The sequence below is a fragment of the Arthrobacter sp. zg-Y820 genome, from assembly GCF_030142155.1.
Lineage (GTDB): Bacteria > Actinomycetota > Actinomycetes > Actinomycetales > Micrococcaceae > Arthrobacter_B.
Map to the genome: position 1 here is coordinate 3489504 of NZ_CP126247.1, position 23236 is coordinate 3512739.

Annotated in this window: 27 protein-coding genes and 1 riboswitch; of the genes, 14 read left to right on the forward strand and 13 right to left on the reverse strand. The window is 66.2% G+C overall.

Going from position 1 to position 23236, the window contains the following annotated elements:
* Positions 1-18: 18 nt before the first annotated feature.
* Entirely contained in the window at positions 19-318 is a 300-nt protein-coding gene (locus tag QNO08_RS15950) for a hypothetical protein (protein ID WP_229966259.1), read from the reverse strand.
* Between the two features lie 185 nt (positions 319-503).
* Between QNO08_RS15950 and QNO08_RS15955 the strand changes: the two genes are divergently transcribed.
* Positions 504-1448, forward strand: a complete 945-nt coding sequence (locus QNO08_RS15955; protein ID WP_331461780.1) for an SMP-30/gluconolactonase/LRE family protein — start codon at positions 504-506, stop codon at positions 1446-1448.
* A gap of 94 nt (positions 1449-1542) precedes the next feature.
* On the opposite strand, the gene QNO08_RS15960 is transcribed toward QNO08_RS15955, so the two are convergent.
* A complete protein-coding gene (locus tag QNO08_RS15960; RefSeq protein ID WP_331461784.1) occupies positions 1543-1830 on the reverse strand; it encodes an FAD-dependent monooxygenase in 288 nt (95 codons plus the stop codon).
* Positions 1831-2172: 342 nt separating this feature from the next.
* Here QNO08_RS15960 and QNO08_RS15965 point away from each other — a divergent pair, with 342 nt between their 5' ends.
* Positions 2173-2787, forward strand: a complete 615-nt coding sequence (locus QNO08_RS15965) for an Ltp family lipoprotein (RefSeq protein WP_284155614.1) — start codon at positions 2173-2175, stop codon at positions 2785-2787.
* Positions 2788-3097: 310 nt separating this feature from the next.
* Here QNO08_RS15965 and QNO08_RS15970 read toward each other — a convergent pair whose 3' ends face one another.
* Both QNO08_RS15970 and QNO08_RS15975 read right to left on the reverse strand, forming a co-directional pair.
* Positions 3098-3403 (reverse strand): hypothetical protein, encoded by a 306-nt coding sequence (locus QNO08_RS15970; protein WP_229966261.1) that lies wholly within the window; start codon positions 3401-3403, stop codon positions 3098-3100.
* Between the two features lie 466 nt (positions 3404-3869).
* Positions 3870-4214: an antibiotic biosynthesis monooxygenase family protein gene (locus QNO08_RS15975; RefSeq protein ID WP_229966262.1), complete on the reverse strand. Its 345-nt coding sequence runs from the start codon at positions 4212-4214 to the stop codon at positions 3870-3872.
* Between the two features lie 114 nt (positions 4215-4328).
* A riboswitch (guanidine-III (ykkC-III) riboswitch) is annotated at positions 4329-4393 on the forward strand.
* 10 nt (positions 4394-4403) lie between these two features.
* Here QNO08_RS15975 and QNO08_RS15980 point away from each other — a divergent pair.
* The 4 genes from QNO08_RS15980 to QNO08_RS15995 all read left to right on the forward strand — a co-directional run bounded on the left by QNO08_RS15980 (position 4404) and on the right by QNO08_RS15995 (position 7664).
* The gene (locus QNO08_RS15980) at positions 4404-4718 is read left to right on the forward strand and encodes a DMT family transporter (protein ID WP_229966263.1); all 315 of its coding nucleotides are present in this window, start codon (positions 4404-4406) and stop codon (positions 4716-4718) included.
* Positions 4719-4720: 2 nt separating this feature from the next.
* Positions 4721-5107, forward strand: a complete 387-nt coding sequence (locus tag QNO08_RS15985; RefSeq protein ID WP_229966264.1) for a DMT family transporter — start codon at positions 4721-4723, stop codon at positions 5105-5107.
* Positions 5108-5234: 127 nt separating this feature from the next.
* Complete coding sequence (locus QNO08_RS15990; RefSeq protein WP_229966265.1) at positions 5235-6701, forward strand: amino acid permease; 1467 nt, start codon at positions 5235-5237, stop codon at positions 6699-6701.
* Positions 6702-6797: 96 nt separating this feature from the next.
* A complete protein-coding gene (locus tag QNO08_RS15995) occupies positions 6798-7664 on the forward strand; it encodes a GAP family protein (RefSeq protein ID WP_229966266.1) in 867 nt (288 codons plus the stop codon).
* Here QNO08_RS15995 and QNO08_RS16000 read toward each other — a convergent pair.
* From QNO08_RS16000 to QNO08_RS16010, 3 genes are all read right to left on the reverse strand, one after another.
* A complete protein-coding gene (locus QNO08_RS16000) occupies positions 7641-9203 on the reverse strand; it encodes a sensor histidine kinase (RefSeq protein WP_229966267.1) in 1563 nt (520 codons plus the stop codon). The two genes, QNO08_RS15995 and QNO08_RS16000, sit on opposite strands and share 24 nt — an antisense overlap.
* A complete protein-coding gene (locus tag QNO08_RS16005) occupies positions 9200-9943 on the reverse strand; it encodes a response regulator transcription factor (RefSeq protein WP_229966268.1) in 744 nt (247 codons plus the stop codon). Before QNO08_RS16005 ends, QNO08_RS16000 begins: the two co-directional genes overlap by 4 nt.
* Positions 9944-10078: 135 nt before the next feature.
* Positions 10079-11281 (reverse strand): MFS transporter, encoded by a 1203-nt coding sequence (locus QNO08_RS16010; protein WP_229966269.1) that lies wholly within the window; start codon positions 11279-11281, stop codon positions 10079-10081.
* A 167-nt stretch (positions 11282-11448) separates the two neighbouring features.
* On the opposite strand from QNO08_RS16010, the gene QNO08_RS16015 reads away from it, so the two are divergent.
* The 3 genes from QNO08_RS16015 to QNO08_RS16025 all read left to right on the forward strand — a co-directional run bounded on the left by QNO08_RS16015 (position 11449) and on the right by QNO08_RS16025 (position 12844).
* Entirely contained in the window at positions 11449-11802 is a 354-nt protein-coding gene (locus QNO08_RS16015; RefSeq protein ID WP_229966270.1) for a hypothetical protein, read from the forward strand.
* A 245-nt stretch (positions 11803-12047) separates the two neighbouring features.
* Positions 12048-12320, forward strand: coding sequence for a hypothetical protein (locus QNO08_RS16020; RefSeq protein WP_229966271.1), 273 nt, complete (start codon positions 12048-12050; stop codon positions 12318-12320).
* Positions 12321-12475: 155 nt separating this feature from the next.
* The gene (locus QNO08_RS16025) at positions 12476-12844 is read left to right on the forward strand and encodes a DUF1622 domain-containing protein (protein WP_229966272.1); all 369 of its coding nucleotides are present in this window, start codon (positions 12476-12478) and stop codon (positions 12842-12844) included.
* Between the two features lie 12 nt (positions 12845-12856).
* Here the strand turns inward: QNO08_RS16025 and QNO08_RS16030 are convergent, their stop codons facing one another.
* Positions 12857-13390 carry a hypothetical protein gene (locus tag QNO08_RS16030; protein WP_229966273.1) on the reverse strand — a complete coding sequence of 178 codons (534 nt, stop codon included), beginning with the start codon at positions 13388-13390 and terminating at the stop codon, positions 12857-12859.
* Positions 13391-13593: 203 nt separating this feature from the next.
* Between QNO08_RS16030 and QNO08_RS16035 the strand changes: the two genes are divergently transcribed.
* On the forward strand, positions 13594-13962 hold the full coding sequence (locus QNO08_RS16035; protein WP_284155615.1) for a PLD nuclease N-terminal domain-containing protein: 369 nt from the start codon (positions 13594-13596) through the stop codon (positions 13960-13962).
* A gap of 53 nt (positions 13963-14015) precedes the next feature.
* Here QNO08_RS16035 and QNO08_RS16040 read toward each other — a convergent pair whose 3' ends face one another.
* Positions 14016-15506, reverse strand: coding sequence for an HNH endonuclease signature motif containing protein (locus tag QNO08_RS16040; protein ID WP_231712794.1), 1491 nt, complete (start codon positions 15504-15506; stop codon positions 14016-14018).
* A gap of 689 nt (positions 15507-16195) precedes the next feature.
* Here QNO08_RS16040 and QNO08_RS16045 point away from each other — a divergent pair.
* Positions 16196-17386 carry an Nramp family divalent metal transporter gene (locus QNO08_RS16045; protein WP_229966275.1) on the forward strand — a complete coding sequence of 397 codons (1191 nt, stop codon included), beginning with the start codon at positions 16196-16198 and terminating at the stop codon, positions 17384-17386.
* On the opposite strand, the gene QNO08_RS16050 is transcribed toward QNO08_RS16045, so the two are convergent.
* The 4 genes from QNO08_RS16050 to arsB are packed head-to-tail and all read right to left on the reverse strand — an operon-like array spanning position 17383 to position 21460.
* Complete coding sequence (locus tag QNO08_RS16050; protein ID WP_229966276.1) at positions 17383-18915, reverse strand: NAD(P)-binding protein; 1533 nt, start codon at positions 18913-18915, stop codon at positions 17383-17385. The genes QNO08_RS16045 and QNO08_RS16050 overlap by 4 nt on opposite strands.
* Complete coding sequence (gene trxB, locus QNO08_RS16055; protein WP_229966277.1) at positions 18916-19884, reverse strand: thioredoxin-disulfide reductase; 969 nt, start codon at positions 19882-19884, stop codon at positions 18916-18918.
* 29 nt (positions 19885-19913) lie between these two features.
* Entirely contained in the window at positions 19914-20333 is a 420-nt protein-coding gene (locus QNO08_RS16060; RefSeq protein WP_229966278.1) for an arsenate reductase ArsC, read from the reverse strand.
* Positions 20330-21460: an ACR3 family arsenite efflux transporter gene (arsB, locus tag QNO08_RS16065; protein ID WP_284015822.1), complete on the reverse strand. Its 1131-nt coding sequence runs from the start codon at positions 21458-21460 to the stop codon at positions 20330-20332. The genes QNO08_RS16060 and arsB overlap by 4 nt, the downstream gene beginning before the upstream one ends.
* Before the next feature lie 234 nt (positions 21461-21694).
* Here arsB and QNO08_RS16070 point away from each other — a divergent pair, with 234 nt between their 5' ends.
* The 3 genes from QNO08_RS16070 (at position 21695) to QNO08_RS16080 (ending at position 23220) form a co-directional block, all read left to right on the forward strand.
* The gene (locus tag QNO08_RS16070) at positions 21695-22012 is read left to right on the forward strand and encodes an ArsR/SmtB family transcription factor (protein ID WP_442860521.1); all 318 of its coding nucleotides are present in this window, start codon (positions 21695-21697) and stop codon (positions 22010-22012) included.
* On the forward strand, positions 22005-22553 hold the full coding sequence (locus QNO08_RS16075) for a GNAT family N-acetyltransferase (RefSeq protein ID WP_229966279.1): 549 nt from the start codon (positions 22005-22007) through the stop codon (positions 22551-22553). Before QNO08_RS16070 ends, QNO08_RS16075 begins: the two co-directional genes overlap by 8 nt.
* An 88-nt stretch (positions 22554-22641) precedes the next feature.
* Complete coding sequence (locus QNO08_RS16080; RefSeq protein WP_229966280.1) at positions 22642-23220, forward strand: GNAT family N-acetyltransferase; 579 nt, start codon at positions 22642-22644, stop codon at positions 23218-23220.
* Positions 23221-23236: the final 16 nt, after the last annotated feature.

The following is a 23236-nucleotide window of genomic DNA, read 5'->3' on the forward strand; positions in this document are numbered from 1 at the left end:
CCGGACCCACGGCGTTTCCTAGCGGCGGCGTCCGAAAATGAGGGCGGCCGCGGCGGTAACGGCGGTGACGGTGTAGACGGCCGGCCAGGCACCGAGCTTCTTGGCCAGCGGGTGGGACAACCCGAAGGCAGCCACGTAGCCGGCTGTCAGGGCCACAGCCGTGCCGGTTCCGGCGTCGCGCTTCCACATGGTGAAGGCTGCTGCGCCAGCGGCAGCCAGTACCGCTCCGCCCAGCTGGCGGTTGCCGGTGTCCCGGGCGGTCTTGTAACCGCCGATAAGGCCTGCGCTGGAAACGAGGGACGTCAGAAGTGCACTCACTGTTGATTTCTCCTAAAGGCTGGGGCACGAAGGTCGTGAACAAACACCACCCTATCCCCCGCGACGGACAGATCCGGACCGGTGGATCGGTGCGCAGAACGCGAAGGAATGGCGCGCCCGGCAGCGTCTAAGCTGGGGCGAAGCTTCTCCTCTTCTTACGCCCACTTCCACCGTTAGGACTACGCATGACGATGACGCCGGGAACTCTGCTCGCTGATGATGCCACGCTGGAAAGGGTGGCCGCCGGCGCCGCCTGGGCCGAGGGGCCGGTCTGGATTCCGGCCCGGTCGGCCGTGCGTTTCAGTGACATACCGGGAAACCGGATCCTGGAGTACCGGGAAGCCACCGGCGTTTTGGAGGTCTATGCCTCCGACGCCGAGTTTCCCAACGGCCGCGCCCTGGACCTCGACGGCGCCGTCGTCCAGTGCTCGCACGGCCGGCGGGCGATTGAGCGGGACACCGGCACCGCGGACGACGCCGTCCCCGCCGTGAGCACCCTGGTGGACTCGTACAACGGCCGGCGGCTGAATTCACCCAATGACGTGGTGGTGAAGTCCGACGGCACCATCTGGTTCACCGATCCGTCCTACGGAATCCAAAAGGAGAGCGAGGGCCACCTGGGCCGCGAGGAATACGGTGACCGCTATGTCTTCCGCTTCGATCCGTCCAGCGGCGAGCTGACGCCGGCAGTCGTTGACGTGGAGGTCCCCAACGGCTTGGCGTTTTCTCCCGACGAATCAGTCCTGTACGTCTCGGACACCTCGCGCGGCACACCGGCCATGGACGGCGGCGAGCGCCTGCACGGCCACGCCATTCACGCCTATGACGTCGTGGCGGGCCGCTTCGCCCGGAACGGAAGGATTTTTGCCGAGGTGGATCCCGGCGTGCCGGACGGCTTCCGTGTGGACGTCCACGGAAATATCTGGACCTCTTCGCAGGATGCGGTGCGCGTTTATTCCCCGGACGGGGTCCAGATCCTGCGGATCCCGGTGCCGGAAACCGTCAGCAACCTCTGTTTCGGCGGCGACGACGGACGCACCCTCTACCTGACGGCTTCAACCAGCCTTTACCGGATCCGCACCCGGGTAACCGGTGCGGCCGCCGCACTTCGGGGCGGCAGCCGCCGTTAGGGCCGCCGTTAGGAGCAGCAGTTAGCTGAACCGTGCGGCGGCGGACACCGCGAGGTCGCGGGCTGCGGTGAAGCGTTTGGCCGTGCTGGCCCGGTCAGAAACCGTGCCGCGCGCACCATCCTCCCCGGGGGCGGCGACCGGGTTCGTAGGCATGCAGGGCGGAAACGACGTCGGACGCCTCCGCCAAGGCTCCCACCAGCGCTATCGCGTCGAGCAGCGCCTCACAGGCACCCCGCCCCAGGTTTGGCGCCATGCCGTGGGCGGCATCCCCCCAGCAGCGCCGTCCTTCCGAAGACGTAGGAGGGCAAACGCGGCATGTCGAACAGCTCGCGGTAGTCCACAGGGTTCTCCGAGCGGATGCAGGCGAACCAGTTGGTGTTATGGCGGTCCAGCGGGGTGATGCCGAACAGGCGCCCGGGCCCCCACGTCTCCGTCACGCCGGCTGAGATTGATGGTCCCCGTCTGCCCTGATTGCGCTCTGCAGATCGTGATTACCGAGGTACTGGCCGCCGAGGAACGGGACGCTGACGCCCTTGCAGACGCACTGATTGACTACAACGTGGACGAATGGCTGGACGGTAAACTGGACTAGTCCGGCAGCAAGGAAGGAAAGCTACCTTGACGCGCAACACCAAGTACATCGCGGCGGCAGTGCTAGGCCCTGACTGGTTTGACGGCATGCATGCCCGCACCGACCGACTGCACGCCTGAACCAGGCCCCACCGTGACCGTGACCGCCAGGCCTAAGCCTACTGAGCAGGCCCAGAAGGTCCCGGCAGGCCACCGCGCCGCTGCGGAGAAGGCCCAGCAGATGCTGGACGATCTGGCGTGGTCCCCGGCGAAAATCCGTGAAGAACTCATGGACATGTATGACTATGACTACACCGAGGCAGAGGCAGACTACGGCGTTTCGCAGCTGAAATACCCCCCCACCAACTACGCCCCCACTACACAGGAAGGACAAGCAACCATGAGCAAGAAGCAGCAGGCCCCCTACCCGCCGCAGCAGGGCTATCCCGCCCAGCCCTATGTGGACCCCGCAGCTATCGCCGCAGCAGTGGCACAGGGCCACGCAGCAGGCGCAGCGCAGCCGGTGCCAGGCCGCCGCACCCTGACCCGCACCGTGGCCCGCGTGGCGCTTTGCATCTTCCCGCTGATGGGATATGTCCTGGACATTTTTCTGGGCGTCTGGGTGCAGCTGCTCTACCGCGCGATCACCAAGCAGCCCAAGGGCCGCCCCTTGTTCTGGCTCGGGAAGAAACTGACCATCAAGCCCCGCAAGGAGATTCCGCTCTATCAGGCCCAGAAGACCCGCTGGCGCGTGAACCTGAACGTCTAAGCCCCATAAGCCACCTGCCCGGTTTCCTGAGAGGAAGCGGCCCTAAACCTCTTGGCCGCTAGGGATACGCGGGTTCCGGGCAGGTTGGTGCTTTCCCCGGGTGGACCCCTCCCTCGAGGGCAGGTTGAAGCTGCGGGGGCCGTCCTCCCCCAGGCCGGGCGCCGCCAGGGGCGGGATGGCCAGCGGTGCCGTGAACTGCACGGTCTCCGGTTGAGTGCCCCGGAACATACCGTCACAGGCCGTGAGCAGTAGAACGCCGCTGCTCCGGCCAGGACCTGCCGACGGGTTGGAAGAAGGGCTGCACTGCGTGTCATCTCGTCCTCCCCCTCAGCAGGCGCCGAACGGCCGCGGCCAGCAATCCCCACAGGCCGTTCATGATGAGGATTGGGACGACGGCGATCGGCATCGCCAGCGGCCCCTGCACAGTCCCGGTCAGAACCGTCGACACCACGGCGCTGAACGAAATGATGTGCAGGCCGTAGGCGAGACCGGCCAGCGTCAGGGTCAGCACCGGCCGGGGAACCCGGCCCAGACCGACGACGCCGATCCAGGCCAGGCTGATCAGCGCCGTCAGCAGCCAGAGGCCCGACGGAATCTGGTTCTCAAGGCCCGTCATCCGGACCAGGGGCCGGAGCAGCGCGACGGCGCCCAGCCCCGCGGCGAGCTACCACTTCACGCCGGGCGGTGCTGTCAGCGATGTTGTTTTCGGGGACCTCTTTCATACTTCGACGCTATGAAACCGTCCTGATCCGGACATCGGGCGAGGGGCGTCACTTCTGTCGCCTGTGGATGACATCCGCGGTCGCTTTCCGGGGACCGTATTTCCCGCGAAGAGTTCCGAGCAGATGAGCGGGGCTGAACTACCTATCTCCTGCAGCGCTACATGCGCCTCATCGGTGCCCGCACGGTCAAGAACATCACCACCGTTACCGATGTGGTCACCATCCTCATCCGCGGATCAGAAAATGAGCGATACCGCCCGCAGCGGCGGCGTGCTCAATCTTCATGAGAATCCTCCGTCTGCTCCCGCCCCGTCGCCACCAGAGTGTCCCGCCGGGCGGGTATTCCTCAAGAGGAAGCGCTCACTCCGCGGTTCCGGTGCTGCCTCCGGCCGTCCGGTAGCTCCACAGGTCAGCACTCAAACCAACGGGCTTGGGCCGGGTCCCCGCCGAGTCACCGTCACCGGCTGCTGCTGCACCGTGTCCGTGCGCAAAGTTCTTGGACGACACCCAGTCCTGGAACGACTTCTCGTCACGCCAGCGCGTGACGACCAGCCAGGTGGTCCGTTCATCGGTGGGCTGCAGCAGTTCGAACCCCTCGAAGCCGTCCTGCCCGTCGACGGCGCCGGCCCGCGCCGCGAACCGGTGGGCGAGCTCGTCGCCGGAATCGGCGGGGACAGTGATTGCGTTGATCTTGATAATGGTCATGGGCCCATTATGCTCAATTTCCGAAATGCTCAGTTTTCGAAACACCATCAGCCGGACGTTTGGCGGGTGCCATGTGCCGGGTGCCGGGCCGCTCCGGATTTGCTACCGTGGGAGGCCAAGACCGGATGCCGGTCTCCGGACGACGGATCAGTACCCGGACAGCGACAAGACTGGCCAAAGGAATCTGTCATGGCATGGGTCATTCTTGTTCTCTCCGGCATGTTGGAGGCCGTCTGGGCGACGGCGCTGGGTAAGTCGGAGAACTTCCGCCGGCGCTGGCCAACGGTCATCTTCGGCGCCGGCATCATTTTGAGCATGGCCGGCCTCGCCTTCGCCATGCAGTCCATCCCGGTAGGAACCGCCTACGCCGTATGGGTGGGAATCGGCGCCGTCCTCACCGCCGCCTACGCCATGCTTTTCGGCGGCGAAAGAGCCACGGTGCTGAAGGTCCTGCTGTTGCTGGGCATCGTGGGCTGCGTTGTCGGCCTGAAGTTGGTGGCCTGACCATGCCGTGGATCATCCTGCTCCTCAGTGCCGTGCTGGAAGCCGTCTGGGCCACAGCACTGGACGCCTCCGCGGGGTTCACCCTGCTGGCGCCGTCGCTGATCTTTCTCGCCGCCGGCATTGCCTCCATGGTCGGTCTCTCCTACGCCATGAACTCCATTCCCATCTCCACGGCCTACGCCGTGTGGACCGGGCTGGGCGCAGTGCTTACGGTCGTGTACGCCATGGTGTCCGGCGGCGAGCAGCCGGAACTGCTGAAGATCCTTTTCCTCGCCGGAATCATCGGCTGCGTGGTGGGCCTGAAGTTCACGGATGCCCCGCCGGCGGCACGGGAGCCCGCCGGCTCCGACGGCGAAATACCCGCAGGGCCGTCCGAAACCGCTGAATAGCTGCTCCTGCGCGCCCGTCTTTCCGGCCGGTCTTTTCACTGGATTCCGACGGGACGATACTGCTCTGAGTGTCCGAATTTACGGTTTTCGGCGCCCGCGGTATCGGCTGCAACGATCGGAGCCTTCCATGGCCACGGCAGAAAGCTCATCTTCCTCATCCCTCTTCCGGCGCAAGCCCGTCAACGAGGTGGACGATGAGAAATCCGGCAACAAACTCTTCAAGAGCCTTGGCCTGTTGCAGCTGACTGCCATCGGCGTCGGCGGCATCATCGGCGTCGGCATCTTCACCCTGGCCGGCCTGGTGGCCAACGGAGGCGGTGAGGCACCCGGCGCCGGGCCCGGTGTGCTCATTTCCTTCCTGATCGCCGGGCTGGCGAGCGCCGCAGCGGCACTCTCCTATGCGGAATTCGCCGGCTTGGTCCCGCGCGCCGGCTCCGCCTACACCTACGGCTACGTGGCCCTGGGCGAGATCATCGGCTGGTTCATCGGCTGGGACCTGCTGCTGGAATACACGGCCATTGTTGCGGTGGTGGCCATTGGCATCTCCGGCTACTTCACCGAGTTCATGGCCGGAATCAGCGTTGAGGTTCCGGCGTGGATGCAGGGCACCGGCGACACCGTCGAGGGCGGCCTGATCAACCTTCCCGCCCTGCTGGTCTGCCTTTTCATCACCTGGATCCTGAGCCGGGGAACCAAAACCTTCGGCCGGTTCGAACTCGTGGCCGTGGCCCTGAAAGTGCTGCTGATTCTCTTCATTATTGGCCTGGGGTTCTTTTTCGTGAACACCGAGAACTACGTGCCGTTCCTCCCCAACGGTTTTGGGGCGGTCTTCGCCGGAGCCGCAACGGTGTTCTTCGCGGTGTTCGGTTATGACGCCATGAGCACGGCGGCGGAGGAAGCCACTGACGGCAAGAAGCACATGCCCAAGGCGATCCTGCTGTCGCTGGCAGTGGCCATGGTGCTCTATGTCCTGGCCACACTGGTGCTGACCGGCATGCAGAACTACACCGAAATCAGCCCCACCGCGGGGTTCGCTTCGGCCTTCCAAACCGTCGGCCTGCCCGTCATTGCGACGGTCATTTCGGCGTTCGCTGTGCTGTCCATCCTGACCGTCATGCTCACCTTTCTGCTCGGAGTCACCCGGGTCTGGTTCTCCATGAGCCGCGACGGGCTGCTTCCGGGCTGGTTCTCAGTTACTGACCGGCACGGCACTCCGCAGCGGGTGACCTGGATCGCCGGCATCACGTCCGCCCTGCTGGCGGGGGTCTTCCCGATCCGCGCCGTGGCTGACCTGACGAACATCGGCATTCTCGCCGCATTTGTGGTGGTCTGCATCGCAGTCATCGCTCTGCGACGGCGCGAGCCGGATGCGCCCCGGGAGTTCCGCCTGCCGCTGATGCCGTGGATCCCGGCGTTCGGTGTCCTCTCCTCCGGATTCCTCATGCTGCAGCTGCACTGGGAAACCTGGCTGCGCTTCGGTGTCTGGCTCGTGATCGGCCTCCTCATCTACTGGTTCTACGGACGGCGTCATTCACTGCTGAACCCCTCCAGCCCGCGGCATGCCCAGCCGCCGTCGGCCCCGGAACCCGCCTAGCGCAGCCCGCGCCGCGGTCCCTTCGAACGACCGCCGCCTGCCGAGTCCTCCTTTTGGCCGACGACGGCGGTGCCCCCGACCTTTACTGTTGGTGCCATGGATCCCACACTTTTCGGTGCTTTGGCTGTTCTCGCGCTCGTGGACTCCACGAGTTTCGGCACGCTGCTCATTCCGGTCTGGCTGCTGCTGGCGCCGGGCCGGTTGCGGCCCGGCCGGATACTGCTGTTCCTGGGAACGGTGGCCGTTTTCTATTTCGGAGTTGGCCTGGCGATCCTGTTCGGTGCCGAGCTTGTTGTGGAGAACTTCTCCGGCCTCTTTGAATCACGCGGGTTTTCGGTGTTCCTGCTGGCCGCCGGCATAGCCCTGCTGGCCTGGAGCTTCCGGCTCGAGGCGCAGGCAAAGCGGGAGAAGGCAGCCCGGGGTTCGGTGCAGCATACCGGCCACGGAGCCTCAGGAACCGGCAGAACAGGCACCGAAGGAACAGGCACCGGAGCCGCCGGGACGGCCGGCATGGACGAAGCTGCAGGCACCGACCTCGCCGAATCCTCCGCGGGCGCTCCGGCCTCGGGCCGGCTCGCCCGGTGGCGGCACAAGGCCGTGGGCTCCGAGACCCGGGGCAGCGGGGGTGCGGCGGCCCTGATCGGTTTGGCTCTGGGTGCCACGACGATCGAGCTCGCCACCATGGTGCCGTATCTGGCGGCCATCGGCCTGCTCAGCGCCTCCGGCCTGCAATGGCCGCTGACCGGCGCCGTTCTCGCGGCATACTGCGTGCTCATGGTCGCGCCGGCTCTCGTGCTCCTGATTGCGCGCTTCACCGCGTCCCGGCGGGTGGATCCGATGCTGAAGAAGTTGGACGGCTTCCTGAGCCGGACTTCCACCAACACACTGTCCTGGATCACCGGAATCCTCGGGGTCCTCCTCATCGTCAACACCGCAGGTTCAGTCCTGAACTTCGGTGGATGAGTCCGGTTCCCGCCCCGGCTGCACGATGTCTTCGGATGCTGGCCGCACGGGCAGCCGGACAGTGAAAACGGTGTCTCCCGGCACGCTTTCCAACGTAATGGTTCCGTGGTGGGCGGCCACGATGGCATCCACGATGGCCAGTCCCAGCCCGGAAGACCCGGTCCGCTCCGAACGCGAGGTGTCGCGGCGGGCGAAGCGCGAGAAGATCCGCTCCTGAAAGTCCGCCGGGATTCCGGCACCGGTGTCAGCGACCCTGAGCACCGCGTCGCCGCCGTCCCGGACCAGCGACACATCCACCGTGGTGCCGGGAGGCGTGTGCACATGGGCGTTGGTGACCAGGTTGATGAAAACCTGACGCAGCTGCCCGGGATCACCCGTTACCGTAACGGGCTCCTCCGGCAGCTCGATGCGCCAGTGGTGGTCCCGGGCGGCAATTCGGGCGTCACTTACGGTCTCGACCAGCAGGCGCGTGAGGTCCACTTCGCTGCGGATCTCCTGCCGCCCTTCGTCGAGCCGGGCCAGGAGCAGCAGGTCGTCAACGAGGCCGGCCATGCGCCGGGACTCGGCTTCCACCCGGCCCAGCGATTGGGTGCCCTCCGGGCTGAGGTGTTCGGTGAGACGAACCATTTCGGTGTAGCCGCGGATGGAAGTCAGGGGTGTGCGCAGTTCATGGCTGGCGTCGGCGACGAACTGGCGGATCTGCAGTTCGCTGCGCTGGCGCACTTTCAGGGCATGGGCAACGTTGTCCAGCATCTTGTTGAAGGCCAGCCCCACGCTTCCAACCTCCGTTTGGGAATCGGCGAGGTTCTGCGGCACCCGTTCGGCCAGCGCGACGTCGCCCACGTCCAGCGGCAGCCGGGAAACGCTGGTGGCGACGGCCGCCACTTCCTCCAGCGGGCGCAGGCTGCGCCGGATGATCAGATAACCCAGGACGGCGGTCAGTGCCAGGCCGAGCAGGGACACCGCGGCGATGGTGAGTCCCAGCCCGAGCAGCGTGTTTTTGGTGGCTGCCAGCGGCATTCCGGAGACCACCACGCTCCCGGTCGCCGGCTGCGGCTGGGACACCAGCCGGTACTCGCCGAAGGACAGTTCGGCGGACACCGGAACGCGGTCCGCCGGCAGTGCGGCGAGGACTTCGACGTCGTCGGCGGACAGCGCCTGCCGGGTGCCGTCGTCGAGCGTCACCCCGTTGCTGAAGGCCGTGTTTCCGTAATACCGGACATCGAGCATTCCCGGTCCGCCCTGGCCCGGGACATCCAGCGGGTCGGGCAGGTTGCCGTCGTCGGGCGACGGCGGCGTTCCTCCGGGCGGCAGGGGAAAGTTCACGGCACGGTCCGAGGCCTCCAGCAGGGTCTCGTCCAGTTGCTGCACCAGGAAGACGTTCATGACAGCGTGGCTGAGAAAGCCGATAGTGCAGCAGGTCAGCGTGAGCAGGCCCAGTGTGGCCAGCAGGAGCTTGGTGCGCAGCCGCCAGCCGTGCAGCCTCTGGAGGACCGGGCGGCCGCCCGTGCCGTCGCGGTGCGGAGCGGCGTTGCTCATCCGGCAGGTCTGAGCACGTATCCGGCTCCCCGCACGGTGTGGATCATTGGTTCGCGGTCGGCGTCGATCTTTTTGCGCAGGTACGAAATGTACAGCTCGACGATGCTCGCCTGGCCGCCGAAATCGTAGTCCCAGACCCGGTTCAGGATCTGCGTTTTGCTGATGACCCGGCGGGGGTTCTCCATCAGGAAGGTCAGCAGGGCGAATTCGGTGGCGGTCAGCTGGATTTCCTGGCCGGCCCGGGTCACTTCGCGGGTGTCCAGGTTCAGCGTCAGGTCACCGACCACGAGCTCGGCGGTGTCGACGGCGGTGACTCCGGAGCGCTGGACCAGCCGGTGCAGCCGCAGCAGCACTTCCTCCATGCTGAAGGGCTTGGTGACGTAGTCGTCCCCGCCGGCCGATAGTCCGGTGATGCGGTCCTCAACGGAGTCTTTGGCGGTGAGGAACAGTGCGGGCACATCGGGAGCGAATCTGCGGATCTTCACCAGCGCCTCGACTCCGTCAAACTCGGGCAGCATGACATCAAGGACCAGCACATCGGGACGGAAGTCGCGGGCGGTTTCCACCGCCTCGCGTCCGTCCGCCGCCGTCACCACCTGCCAGCCGGCCATGCGCAAACCCATGCTGATCAGCTCGGCGAGGTTGGGCTCGTCGTCAACCACGAGGGCGCGGATCGGAGTGCCGTCGGGGTGCGAGAGCTTGGGAAGGTTACCCACGAAGGAGCCAGGGGCCTCGGACATGTTTGGTTTTCCTATCGGTCCGCCCGGAGGGGGTTGGTCCCAGCATAAACAAACAGGTTCCATCCTGCAGGCAGGTGCTGGCCGGAGCCTGTCCTGCTGCTGTGAACCGGCTGTGGATGACCTGAAGTTATTGGCCTAGGAGATTCCCGCGGGAGTCCGCGCATTCAGCCTCATCCGGTGCAAAACGAGGGCCAGCACCACGCACAGCAGGTAACCGCCGGCCACGAAGATCCACCCGGCGAGGAACCCGCCCGAATACTGCAGCAGCAGGCCCATGGCCAACGGTCCCGCGGCGAAGCCCGCGTACATGCCCAGGGACACAACGCCCGAGGCGGCACCGACACGCTCGGGCGCCACCTCGCGCAGAACCGCTGCCATGACCACAACATTCACACCCAGCACCGTGGCTCCGTGCAGAACGACGCCGCTCCACAGCAGCACCGGCCAACCGGTCTGCCCCGCCGCCAGCAGCAGCCCGGCACCGCCGATCGCCCCCACGGCCAGCGTCGCCAGCAGGACCGGCACGGCAGTTCCCCGGGCCATGCGGCGGCCCCAGAGAATGCGGGAAGCCACGCCCACGACCCCCGCCGCGGCGGCTGCCGCACCCGCCAGCAGGAGGGAAAAGCCCACCTCGCGCTGGGCGAACAACGGCAGGTAGACGTTGGTGGCCTGCATTCCTGCTCCGGACAACAGAGCAAATCCGGCCAGGAGCCACACGGTGGGTGGAAAGGGTTGCCGCCCGACGACGGCGGTCGGCCCGCCCGCGGGCAGCCGCGGCGGATCAGCCGGAAGTTTGTTCCATGAGTAGAGCAGCAGTGCTCCCATGACGACGGCGGCGCCGGCGGCTGAGCCCCGCCAGCCGGCCAGCAGTGCAGCAGCAGGGAAAAAGAGGCTGGAAAACAGCTGGCTGGCCTGCACACCTGACTGCTTAATGCCCAGCCAGCCGGGCCGCCGGGCCGGCTCGACGTGGTGCGTGATCACCCGGTTGGTGGTCGGATTGGAGATTGCCTGCGCCGGCCCGGACAGGGCCACGGCCACCAGAAGCCACACGTAATTCCGGGACACCGCCATCAGAACGAGGGCCAGCGCCGTTCCGCCGAAGATCAGCAGGAGCTGGGCACGTCCGGAAATCCTGTCGCTGAGCCGCCCAAGCGATATGGCGGACAGAGCCGCGCTGAGGAAACAGACCGTCGCCAGCAACCCGAACTGCGCCTCGCTGATGCCAAAATCGGAAATGATCAGGGTGCTCGTGGCGCTCAGCCCGTAGTTCATGACCGGTCCGGCACCCATGGCGCAGACAAGCACAAACAGCAGGCCCGGACCGGATTTATTGTTCAAGTTTCACCCTTCTCGCAACGACACAGTACATTCTGGCGCACCGGTGAACATTGTTCGTTCATAAAGGAGCTATTATCTGCTTGGGGACCTGCTGGGTGGGTCTGGTAGCTGGGGGAGTAGAAATGGGCGAGTCTCAAGCAATGCCTTTTGCGCGGAAGAAATCCGCCATGCTCTTCCGTCGCGGGCGGACCATGTTTGTCCTCGTTGCCGTGTTTTGGCTATGGCTGCTGCTGGGCAGTGCCGATTTCATCGCCAGTCTCTTCGAGTCCCCTTTCTACGCGCTGCTGGCTCTTTACGGCCTCGGCGTCGTAACCCTCATTTCGCTGCTGGTGGCCGGGGTTTCCGTGTTCTACATGGTTGTCAACCGCCCCGCCGGCACCGAAATCCCCTCGGGGGACGCCGTCCGTCACGGTCTCTCCGAGCTGGCGCCCGTCATCCGCATGGTGCCGCGCCGGGTCGCCGACCACAGTGCCGCTCTGTCCAACAAGGCCGCAGCAAAATGGCGGGATCTGGCTTCCTGATCTGAGCTTCCCGCGCCGGATGGTCTGCGGGCTGCTGAATGGCCGGATGGTCTGCGGACTGCCGGGTGAGTGCGCATCCCGCCGGGGCGGCTCGGACCAAAGTGTCAGTGCCGGGCGGCATGGTGGTTCCCATGACTCCCGTCGCTTCACCTTCCCCGCCGGCGCCCGCCCTTCAGCCGCTTCGTCGTGCGGCGCTTACCGGGCCCAGACCTTCCGCCAGGCCGGCTGCGGGTCCGTCGCCGACAGTGCCGACAGTCACGCATGCTCCGTACCGCCGCGAGCCGTACATCCGGTGCCGGACGCCGCCGTCGGTCATTGACGGCAAGGCTGCTGCCTGGACGCGCACGTCGGTGCTGCTGCACTGGATCGACGACAGCGGCCGCGCCCACAACCGCTGGGTTCCTGCCGAAGCGGTGCAGCGCATCCGCCGGGATGAATCGTCGTGGCAGGACCCGTACGACGACTGGTCCTTCTACTATCCGGCCAACCCCGCTCCCCGCATTCCCGTCGCAGCCTAGGAGCGCGGGCTTTTCTTAGGTCCGCTTTTTGGTGCCGGATCCTGACGCGGTTCCCGGACGCCTTTCCCTTGACAGGGACAAGACCCGCAGGGCTTATGGAGATAGGGCGGAGCGCCCGGCTGAACCCAACGGCGGTCCGGGAGCGGAGCACGGAGATGGATTTCAAGGGCATCATCGAGGAAGCCGGGGAAATCGTTGATCTGGCCGGTGTTGCGGTCATCATTGCGGGGGCCGTCATCGCGAGCGTCTCCGCGGTGCGCGCTCTCCTTCGGCGCACCGGACAGCCCGTTTATGAGCCCTATCGGCAACAGCTGGGCCGGTCCATCCTCCTGGGCCTGGAGCTGCTCGTTGCCGCGGACATCATCCGCACCGTGGCTGTGACTCCCACCTTTGAATCGCTGGGTGTGCTCGCCCTGATCGTCCTCATCCGAACCTTCCTCAGCTACACCCTGCAGCTTGAGGTCACGGGCAGACTCCCCTGGGAACAGCGCAGCGGCGTCGCTTCTGCGCCTCCCCTGGAGTGAGAGCAGCCGGAATCAGTGGCGGAGAACAGCTGCACGCTTGCGCCTCTCTCCCTCGAGCTGCGCTCCCTCCCGGAGCGACACCACAACCAGCGACACGGTCAGGCCCAGGGTGAGAATGCCCGCGGGATTGGCCAGAGCGGCGGAAATTCCCGCTGCCTCTTCTCCCAGCAGTGCAGACATTACTGAACCGGTCCGCCCGGGTGAGCCGCCGACGTCGGGCACCAGAAAGCCGAAGGCGCCACCGGCAGCCCAAACGGCCAGCAGCAGGAATGACGTCCGCAGCGGCGCTCCAAAGTTTTGGTATCGGGTTGCGGACACGGTGATTCGTACGGCTGACACCAGCATCAGCACGGCCAGAAGCGGTCCTGCCGTTGCCGCGAAGATCGCGACCAGATTGCCCTCGATACCGAAAAGGGTGCGCCCTGCCGTAATCCACAGCGGGATCAGAAGGGCCATGGGGATGCTCAGTGCTGCTGAAACGGCGCGGAAGAGGCTTGCCGCGCGAGGAAGGCCGGCCGGTGACTGTACTGGTGACGGGGTGCTCATGGTTCCAGCCTAGGGTTCTCCCGGAGTCTCACCGCGACCGACTACGCGGTCAGGAGACAACCGGATCCGAAGTCATCACATGGGATGAGGCGCGACAGTGGTGCTGATACATATTCTGGAATGGCGTCGATTTCCAGCCGATGGCCGTTCTCCGTTCATTGCTAATTGCTTCTCTGTTCATGATGAAAGCGCAAGGTTTGGTTATGCCTGTCGAATACCTGATGTGGGTTCCCCTGGTGGCCACGTCACTGGTTTTATATGTGACTCTGGCTGTCGGTGCGCTCTTTAGCATTGCCAATTCCGGCTGGGTCCCGTCTTCTTCCCGTCCTGTGTGGGCGGCAACGGTTGTTGTCCTTCCCGTGGCAGGGGCCATCCTGTGGCTGGCCGCTTCACATCGGCACAATACGGCCGGTCGGGACGAAGCCCGCGCTGCTGTCCGGCAGCCGGACGGAGATGGCCACACGATGACCCTAGGCAAAGAGACTTCCGATCGAGTGGATGCCACCTCTTCTCCGTCATCTTCTTTGCCATCCCCTCAGGACGGCCGGGACAGTGGTGGTATCCAGGCTTGAAGTACAGAGGGTAAGGATCATGAGACTGGAGCATTGGGGCATTCCGGACGAACCTAGAAGGGCGGCGGATTGTCTCCGTAGCCATCCGGATCATCTGGAGCACTTGGAGCACTCGAATCGCCGGGGGCGCTTGGACCACCGGCATCATTGGCAGGTGATGAATCAATGCCCGTTGCGTTGCCTCCGCGATTCGCCTGGCCACCATTCGCCTTGATACCCGTTTGCAGTCCGCTGGCACCATCACAGGTTTCCTGAGAGCCCTCACCGGTTTCCCGGGACAGGCTCAGTTGCGGTTCGGTCCGGTAACACCTGCCGCCCGGTGAGGTCCACTCAATCACCCCGGGACGAGGCTGCCTGGCTTTCCAGAACCCTTCGGTTTTGAACATGTGATGCCGCCGGCACAAATGCTCCAGGTTGTCATGATCTGTCGGCCCGCCCTGCGCCCACGGTTTGGTGTGGTCGATCTCGGAAATCACCGCATTGGTCCGGCACCCCGGGAACCGGCAGGTTCCGTCCCGCACCCGCAGGACCCGTTTCAATCCGTCGGGAACCTTTCGTCGCTTTCCCACGCGCAGGATCTCTTCGGTGTCCGGATCGCGTTCCACCGGTGTCCATTTCATGGCCTCGCGGGCCATCCGCCGAGCCGTTACGGGACTGATCGGTCCGTACCCGTTCAGTTCCGCCGGCTGATCATCGGCACCGAAGAGGGTTTCGGCGTTGATCACCACCAGGATCTCCGTCCGAGCCCGGGGACCATGACCAATCCGGCAGGACCCGGACCCCTTCCCGGAACCGGAATTCTTGCCGAGGCCCTTGCCCTTCCTGCCCTTTCCGGCCCCTCGACCGGCGCCGTCGGCATCACCGCATTCATGGTCGTGGCCGCCGAGTAAGTCCGTCAGAATGTCCGTGCGCAACTGATCCACCGTGCGCGTGTCTCCGGCGGCCTGCTCACCCCGGGCCGCAACACTAAGCTGAGTAAAAATCGCTTGGGCTTTCTCGGCAGGCAGCAACGCCGAGAGCCAGGACATCCCGTCCGGCTCCGGCCGCACCCACACCATCCGCTGCTCAAACGCCGTCAACTGCCGCTGCACAATGGTTTCCGGATAGTACTGCTCCCGCAACCGGTGAGCCTTCACCCGAAACTGGGTTCTGGTCTGACCCGCCGCCAGACCCAGCAACTCCGCCTCGAACCCGGGCAGCTCCGCCGGCACCACTCCCACACACTGCTCCACCAGGGTCTCCACGTGCCCGTAACTGATCTGTCCGGCCTCCAACGCCTGCAGCGTGGCCGTGTTCCTGGTGCAGAGATCACCGGCCTGACTCATCAACGCCTTTCCAGTACCGGCAGGCACCCCCAGAATGGTCGCGGCTTCCTCCGCAGCGAGACTGAACGCCATCTCCGCATCCCGCAACCCGGTAACGGATAGCGTCTCGTCCTCGTAAACGGTCTGCAACCGGGACAGGACCCGAGCCTGCTGCGCCTGCACCCACCGCGACAAATGATTGAGCCGGGCCAACACCGTCCCGGTTTGCTCCTCGGTCAACGACTCCACGTTCTGCAGGGTCAGGAACCCGGTAAACCCGTCCCGGTAACCGGCGCCAGACGCCTCAGGGGAATGGACAGAACCAACAGAGGATGAAGGAACTGGAGAGCCACCGGATCCTTGAACGTCAGCCCCGTCGCCAGCAACAGGATCAACCCCGGCACCGGCAGCAGGATCAGTGCCGGCCACCCCAGGCTCGGCGACAAAGACGAACCGACTGCAAGCTGCAGCCTCACCGCCAGTGCCGGGAGTCCCGGTCGAAGATCCGTTCCGATCCATGACTTCAGACTTTCACCCGGCACTGACATTTCCGGGTTGGAAAAGGCCTAAAACAGTCCCAAACAGGACGATTTGGTGACCCGCAAATACCTGTCTTTTTCAACGGACTACCTACGCCCCTTCATGTCGAGCATTTCCTCTTCCGCGCGTCCAGCCCGGAGACCCAGACCCCTCCCCCAGACCACACCCCACGACCTTCCCCGGCTCCCCAGGTCCCATAGGTCAAGACTTGGCTCCCCTTTTTCGAGACACCGCTAACTTATCTTCGGTCGCCCGAACTTCCGTGCTAGGTTGCTGGTATGAGCCGCAAGACGCCCCTCCTCCAGCCAGGGGGATCCGAACCGGCGGGACGCCCACCAGCGGGTTCCCCACCGCCGGCATCACCGCCTGCGCCCAAACGCCTGCTCTGGATGCTTGGCCCGGCACTGGTAGCCGGGGTCGCCTATCTGGATCCCGGCAACGTCGCCAGCAACATGACCGCAGGAGCCCGCTTCGGCTACCTGCTGGTGTGGGTTGTGGTTGCGGCGAACACCATGGCGTGGCTCATCCAATACCTCTCAGCCAAGCTGGGACTGGTCACCGGCAGGTCCCTGCCCGAACTTCTGGGTGAAAGGATCGGCCGCAAATCCGCGCGCCGGCTCTACTGGCTCCAGGCGGAACTGGTGGCGATGGCTACCGACGTCGCCGAAGTCATCGGCGGAGCAGTGGCCCTCTGGCTGCTGTTCGACCTGCCGCTGCTGCTCGGCGGCGTCATCACCGGCTCAATTTCCTTGGCCGTGCTGGCGCTGCAGGGCAGCGGGCGGCACCGGACCTTCGAATACGTCATCATTTCCATGATGGCGATCATCGCCGTCGGGTTTACCGCCGGCGTCGTTATTGCACCGCCCGACGCCGGTGCCCTGGCAAACGGCCTGGTCCCCCGCTTTGAGGGCAGCGAATCCGTACTGCTTGCCGCTTCCATTCTTGGCGCCACCGTCATGCCGCACGCCATTTACGCGCATTCCGCACTGACCCGGGACCGCTTCCCGGACCGCAGCGCCAGCCTGACCACACCCATGCTGATCAGGGCCACGCGGTGGGATGTCACCATTGCCCTGGCAGTGGCCGGAACGGTGAACCTGGCAATCCTGCTGCTGGCGGCGAGTTCGCTGCAGGGGGTCGAGGGCACCGACACGTTGGAGGGCGCGCACGCCGCCATCGCTGCCTCGCTGGGCGGCGTCGTAGCGACCCTCTTTGCGGTGGGACTCCTTGCCTCCGGCCTGGCCTCGACGTCGGTGGGCGCCTATGCCGGCGCGGAGATCATGCAGGGGCTGCTGAAGATCCGGATTCCGATGCTGCTGCGACGCCTGGTCACCCTGATTCCGGCCCTGCTGATCCTTGCGGCAGGCATCGACCCCACCTGGGCGCTGGTCCTGAGCCAGGTCATCCTGTCCTTCGGCATCCCGTTTGCCCTGATTCCGCTGGTCTGGCTGACCTCCCGCAAGGACCTGATGGGCGTGCACTGCAACCGCTGGTGGACGACGGCGCTGGGCGTGGTGATTGCACTGCTTCTGGTGGGGCTGAACATCACGCTGCTGGTGCTGACCGTCAGCGGCGCCTAGCAGCAGCCGCCTGTGCCGGGAGATCCCGGAGCGCCGGAGGATCCGGAGCCGGATTCCCCCGAACGTCCGTGAGCACTCCCGGTGGCGAAACCAAGCGAGACCGGCTGTGGTCCCGCCGCCGGGGCTTCGCAGCACGACGACGCCGAAGCCGCCGGCTCGGTCTCGGTTTCGCAGCACGACGACGCTGCCGCTGCCGGCGCCGGCTCGGCTTCGGTTTCGCAGCACGACGACGCCGAGACCTCAGTGTCGCAGCCGCCCCCGCCAAGATCGGTGGAACAGACGCCGGTCTCCGGAAGCTCCAGCTCGAGCTGGTCAGCAGCAACCCAGTTGCCCGCCAGAGCGGCAGCAACGGACCGGACCTGCTCGTAGCCGGTGGCCAGCAGGAAGGTGGGCGCCCGGCCGTAGGACTTCATGCCGACAATGTAGAAGTCCTTCTCCGGATGGGCCAGCACCCGGGCTCCGTGCGGCGGCACCGTGCCGCAGCTGTGGAATTCCGGGTCAATCAGCGGTCCCAGGGCGCGGGGCGCTTCCACAGCAGGATCCAGATCCAGCCGGATTTCGCGCAGCAGTTCCAGCTCGGGCCGGAAGCCGGTGGCCGGGATCAGGACGTCGACTTCCAGGGAGGTTTCGCCGTCGGGCGTTGACCCGGTGACCAGCAGCGAATCCGCCGCCTTCAGCGCGGTGAGGGTGAAGGAGGTGTGCAGTTCGATCCGGCCCGACCGGACCAGATCCCGCAGCCGGGATCCGAGGGCACCCCGTGCCGGCAGCCCGTCCAGGTCTCCCCCGCCGTACAGCCGCGTGGCGTCGGCGCCGCGGATGGCCCACAGGATGCGGGTGTCCGGTGCGCTTTCGGCCAGGTCGGCCAGGGACAGCAGCGTGTTGGCCGCGGAATGCCCGGCGCCCACCACCAGGACACGGCGGCCGGCGAAACGGTCCCGGTCGCGGCCGGTGACGTCGGGCAGGGGGCGGGAAATCAGCTGCCGTGCGTCCTGCTCGCCGAGGGCCGGAAGACCGGCCTGCCCCAGCGGATTCGGCTGGCTCCAGGTGCCGGAGGCGTCGACGACGGCGCGGGCCAGGTGGTCGGTGATGCTGCCGTCGGCGGCCTGCACCCGGAGAAGGAAGGGCGCGGCATCCCGGCCGGCGGTTCGGGTGCGGTCCAGGCCGGCGCGGCTGACGGCGAGCACACGCGAGCTGGGGTGCAGGGCTGCTGCAATCGGAGCCGTGCGTGCCAGCGGTTCCACATACTGCTCGACCAGCTCGGTGCCGGTGGGCAATACCGCCGGATCCGGTGCCTGCCAGCCGTGGGCCTCGAGCAGCCGGCGCGCAGCGGCGTCCACGTTGTACTGCCACGGCGAGAACAGCTGCACATGGCCCCAGTCCCGCACGGCGGCGGCGGGCTGGTCTCCGGCTTCAAAGATCAGCGGAGTCAGACCGTTCTCCAGCAGGTGCGCCGCAGCGGCGAGGCCGATTGGCCCGGCGCCGATCACGGCAACGGGCAGGTCGGCGGACTCAGGAATTCGTTCAGACATTTATTTTCCTTCTACTAGTGCGGTGGCGATGCTGTCGGCGTCTTCCAGGGCGGCCAGATAGCGTTCGGCGTCGAGGGCTGCGGCGCAGCCGGTGCCGGCAGCGGTGATGGCCTGGCGGTAGCGGTGGTCCACGGCATCGCCGCACGCAAAAACGCCGTCGGCAGTGGTGGCGGTGGTGGGAACGGCAACGGTGATGTAGCCCTCCGCATCCAGCTCCACCTGCCCGTGCAGCAGTTCGGTGCGCGGCACATGGCCGATGGCGACAAACAGGCCGTCGGCGCGGAGCTCGCGCTTGTCCCCGGTGACCGTGTCGGTCAGGGTTACGCCGGTGACCTTGTCGGTGCCATGAACGGCGGTGACCTCGCTGTTCCACTCGAACCGGATTTTGTCGTGGCTTTTCGCCCGCAGCGCCATGATCCGTGAGGCCCGCAGCTCTCCGCGGCGGACGATCACGGTGACGGTTTTGCCGAACCGGCTCAGGAACAGGGCCTCCTCCATGGCTGAATCCCCGCCGCCGACCACCAGAACGTCCCGGTCCCGGAAGAAGAACCCGTCACAGGTGGCGCACCAGGAAATGCCGCGGCCGTTGAGCCGTTTTTCCTCCGGCAGACCCAGTTCCTTGTAGGCGGATCCGGTGGCCAGAATGACGCTGCGCGCCTTGTACGTCTCCCCGCCGCCGGTCGTCACCCGCTTGGTGTGTCCGCCCAGCTGCAGGGACACGACGTCGTCGTACTGGATGGTGGCGCCGAACTTTTCCGCCTGCCGGCGCAGGTTTTCCATCAGGTCCGGGCCCTGGATGCCGTCGGGAAAGCCGGGAAAATTCTCCACTTCGGTGGTGTTCATCAGGGCGCCTCCGGCGGTCACCGAACCCGCCAGGACGCGGGGCCGCAGACCGGCGCGCGCGGCGTATATTGCCGCGGTGTAGCCGGCGGGACCGGAGCCGATGATGATGACCGGATCAGTGCTCACGAGGTGCTCCTTAGGCGGGCGGACGGATTCTACGACCGGGAAGGCTCCGGAAGCAGCTCGGCGAGCAGTGCCCGGACCCGGGCCTTGATGTCGTCGCGGATGGGGCGGACGGCCTCCACGCCCTGCCCGGCAGGATCAGCCAGCGCCCAGTCCTCGTAGCGCTTTCCCGGGAAGATGGGGCAGGTGTCGCCGCACCCCATGGTGATGACGACGTCGGATTCCCGGACTGCGTCAACGGTGAGGATCTTGGGGATTTCCGCCGACATGTCGATGCCGTCCTCGCGCATGGCGGCCACGGCGGCCGGATTCACGGCGTCGGCGGGGGCGGAGCCAGCGGACCGGACCTCGACCCGGCCGCCGGACAGGGCGGTCAGATACGCGGCGGCCATCTGTGAGCGGCCGGCGTTGTGGATGCAGACAAACAGGACTGAGGGTGCTGCGGAGGTCATGATTTCGCCTTATCGGTGGTGGTTTCCAGTGTGAGCGTGCCGGCTTCCGGAGGAAAGGAGCCGGCCGTGAAGAAGCGGCGGGCCCACAGCGCGGCATAGACCAGCGCCACGAGGACGGGAACCTCGATCAGGGGCCCGACGACGCCGGCCAGCGCCTGCCCCGACGCCACGCCATAGGTGCCGATCGCCACGGCAATGGCCAGTTCGAAGTTGTTGCCGGCAGCGGTGAAGGCCAGGGTGACGGTGCGGGCGTAACCGAGCTTCAGGATCCGGCCAAGCAGCATGCCGGCGCCGAACACCACCAGAAAATACACCAGCAGCGGCAGCGCGATGCGCACGACGTCGAGCGGCTTTTCGGTCACGGTGCCGCCCTGCATCGCGAACAGGACGGTGATGGTGAACAGCAGCCCGTACAGGGCAAACGGTCCGATTTTCGGCAGGAAGGTTCCTTCGTACCAGTCCCTGCCCTTGGCCCGTTCACCGAGGGTGCGGCTGAAGTAGCCGGCCACCAGCGGAATTCCCAGGAAGATCAGCACCGAGCCGGTGATCGCCCAGAAGGAGAACCCGGCGCTGGTGGTTTCCAGGCCCAGCCAGGACGGCAGCAGCTGGAGGTAGAACCAGCCGAGCGCGCCGAAGGCGAACACCTGGAACACCGAGTTGATGGCCACCAGCACGGCGGCGGCTTCGCGGTCTCCGCAGGCAAGGTCGTTCCAGATCAGCACCATGGCGATGCAGCGGGCCAGACCGACAATGATCAGCCCGGTCCGGTATTCGGGCAGGTCCGGCAGGAAGATCCAGGCCAGCGCGAACATGAAGGCCGGTGCGGCCACCCAGTTCAGCACCAGGGACGTGACCATGAGCTTTTTGTCCTGCAGCACCGACCCGGTCTGGCTGTACCGGACCTTGGCGAGCACCGGGTACATCATCACCAGCAGGCCGAGCGCGATGGGCAGCGAGACGTTGGCGATCTTCAGTGCGTCCAGCGCCGGACCGATGTCCGGCACAAAACGCCCCACCACCAGGCCGAGCGCCATGGCTCCCAGGATCCACAGGGGCAGGAACCGGTCCAGAGTGGACAGGCGGGCAACGGTTTGCTGCGTCCCCTCCCGGGTTGAAACTGTGCTCACGGAACTCCTAGGATGAACGCCGCCCGGAGGAGACACCGGCGGCCGGGCGGTAACCCAAACATTGATGATGGTCGATATGAGTATCCCCGGACATATCGACGAGTGTCAATGTGAGTGCATAATGGACGGGTGACTACCCTTCCCCTGGCCAAGCCCTTGTCAGCACCAGTGCCGGAGGTCGCCCCGGAGGCCCCTGCGGATACCCGGGAACCGGACGCCGCAGCCTGCGACGGCGTGGCCGGCGCCTGCTGCACTCCGCTGACCAGCGGCGCCCTGGGCGGCGACGAGGCTGCCCGCTTGGCCCGGCTGCTCAAGGCTCTGGCCGATCCCACCCGGCTCCGGCTGGTCTCCCTGATCGCCGCCCGGGAGAACCGCGAGGCCTGCGTCTGCGACCTGACCGAACCGGTGAACCTGGGTCAGCCCACGGTGTCGCACCATCTGAAAATCCTGGTCGACGCCGGCATCCTGCACCGCGAAAAGCGCGGCGTCTGGGCATACTTCTCCCTGGTTCCGGGCGCCTTGGAACAGATCGGCTCCGTCTTTCGTGGCTGAGCGTCCGTTGGCTGACGCTCCCGGGCAGCAGCGCCCCGCCGTCGAACTGGTGCAGCTGCCGCTGACCGCCATCGATGCGCTGGCCGACGGAGACCTGGCGACCGCCAACCGACACTCGCCTGTGCCGCTGACCCGGCATTTTTCGTCCGACCGGCAGGCGGTGTGGAAAATCCGCAGCCTCCAGCTGGCCACGGCGCCCGACGACGCCGGCTGGGTTACCGGGGCGATTGTCGACAGCGCCACCGGGCAGGCCGTCGGTTGCGCCGGCTTCCACGGGCCTCCGGATTCCGCCGGCATGGTGGAACTGGGCTACTCAGTGGACCCCGTCCTCCGCCGCCGCGGCTATGCCCGTGCCGCGCTGGAGCTGCTCCTGGGCCGGGCGGCGCGCGAGCCGTCGGTCTGCACTGTGCGGGCCACGATCAGTCCGGACAACGAAGCGTCCCGAAACCTCATCCTGCAGTACGGATTTCAGGAGAACGGCTCGCAGTGGGACGAAGAAGACGGCCTCGAGATAATTTTCGAGGTTGCAGCCGGGCGTTAGCGCTCCTTGCCGTCCCGCCTCATGCCCCGAGCCCGGGCACCCGGTGTATCGGATCAGCCCGCCGGATCAGCAGCGCTAGGCTGGCGAGGTGATTCCCGGAAACCTCTTTGCCCACCAGGCCACCCTGACCACCGAGCGGCTGCGCCTGGAGCCGCTGGGGCCGGAGCACTTCGACGGCGCCTGGGCGGCCCTGCAGGATCCGGAGGCCATGCGCCTGACCGGCACCCATGCGGAATTCACGCCGGACCAGATCCGGAGCTGGCTGGCCGGACTGGCGGGGCGGCACGACCGCGCCGACTGGGCCGTCATCCGGCGCCCGACAGATCAGGATCAGGATCAGAAGGAGCAGTATCTGGGCGAAGTGGTGCTGAACGACCTGGATCCGGACAACGCATCCGTCGGGTTCCGGATTGTCCTGTCGCCCGCCGACGTGCTGGGGCAGGGGTACGGCACGGAGGCGACCCGCGCCGTCGTCGGGCACGCCTTTGATGACCTGGGCCTGCACCGGGTGGCGCTGGAGGTGTTTGCGTTCAATCCGAGGGCGCAGCGCGCCTACGAGAAGGCGGGCTTCACCGTCGAGGGCCGGCAGCGCCACGCCCTGCGCTGGGACGGGGCCTGGGTGGACGCCGTGAGCATGGGCATGCTCGCCATCGACCCGCGGGTGTAGCTGCGGGGCCCCCGGC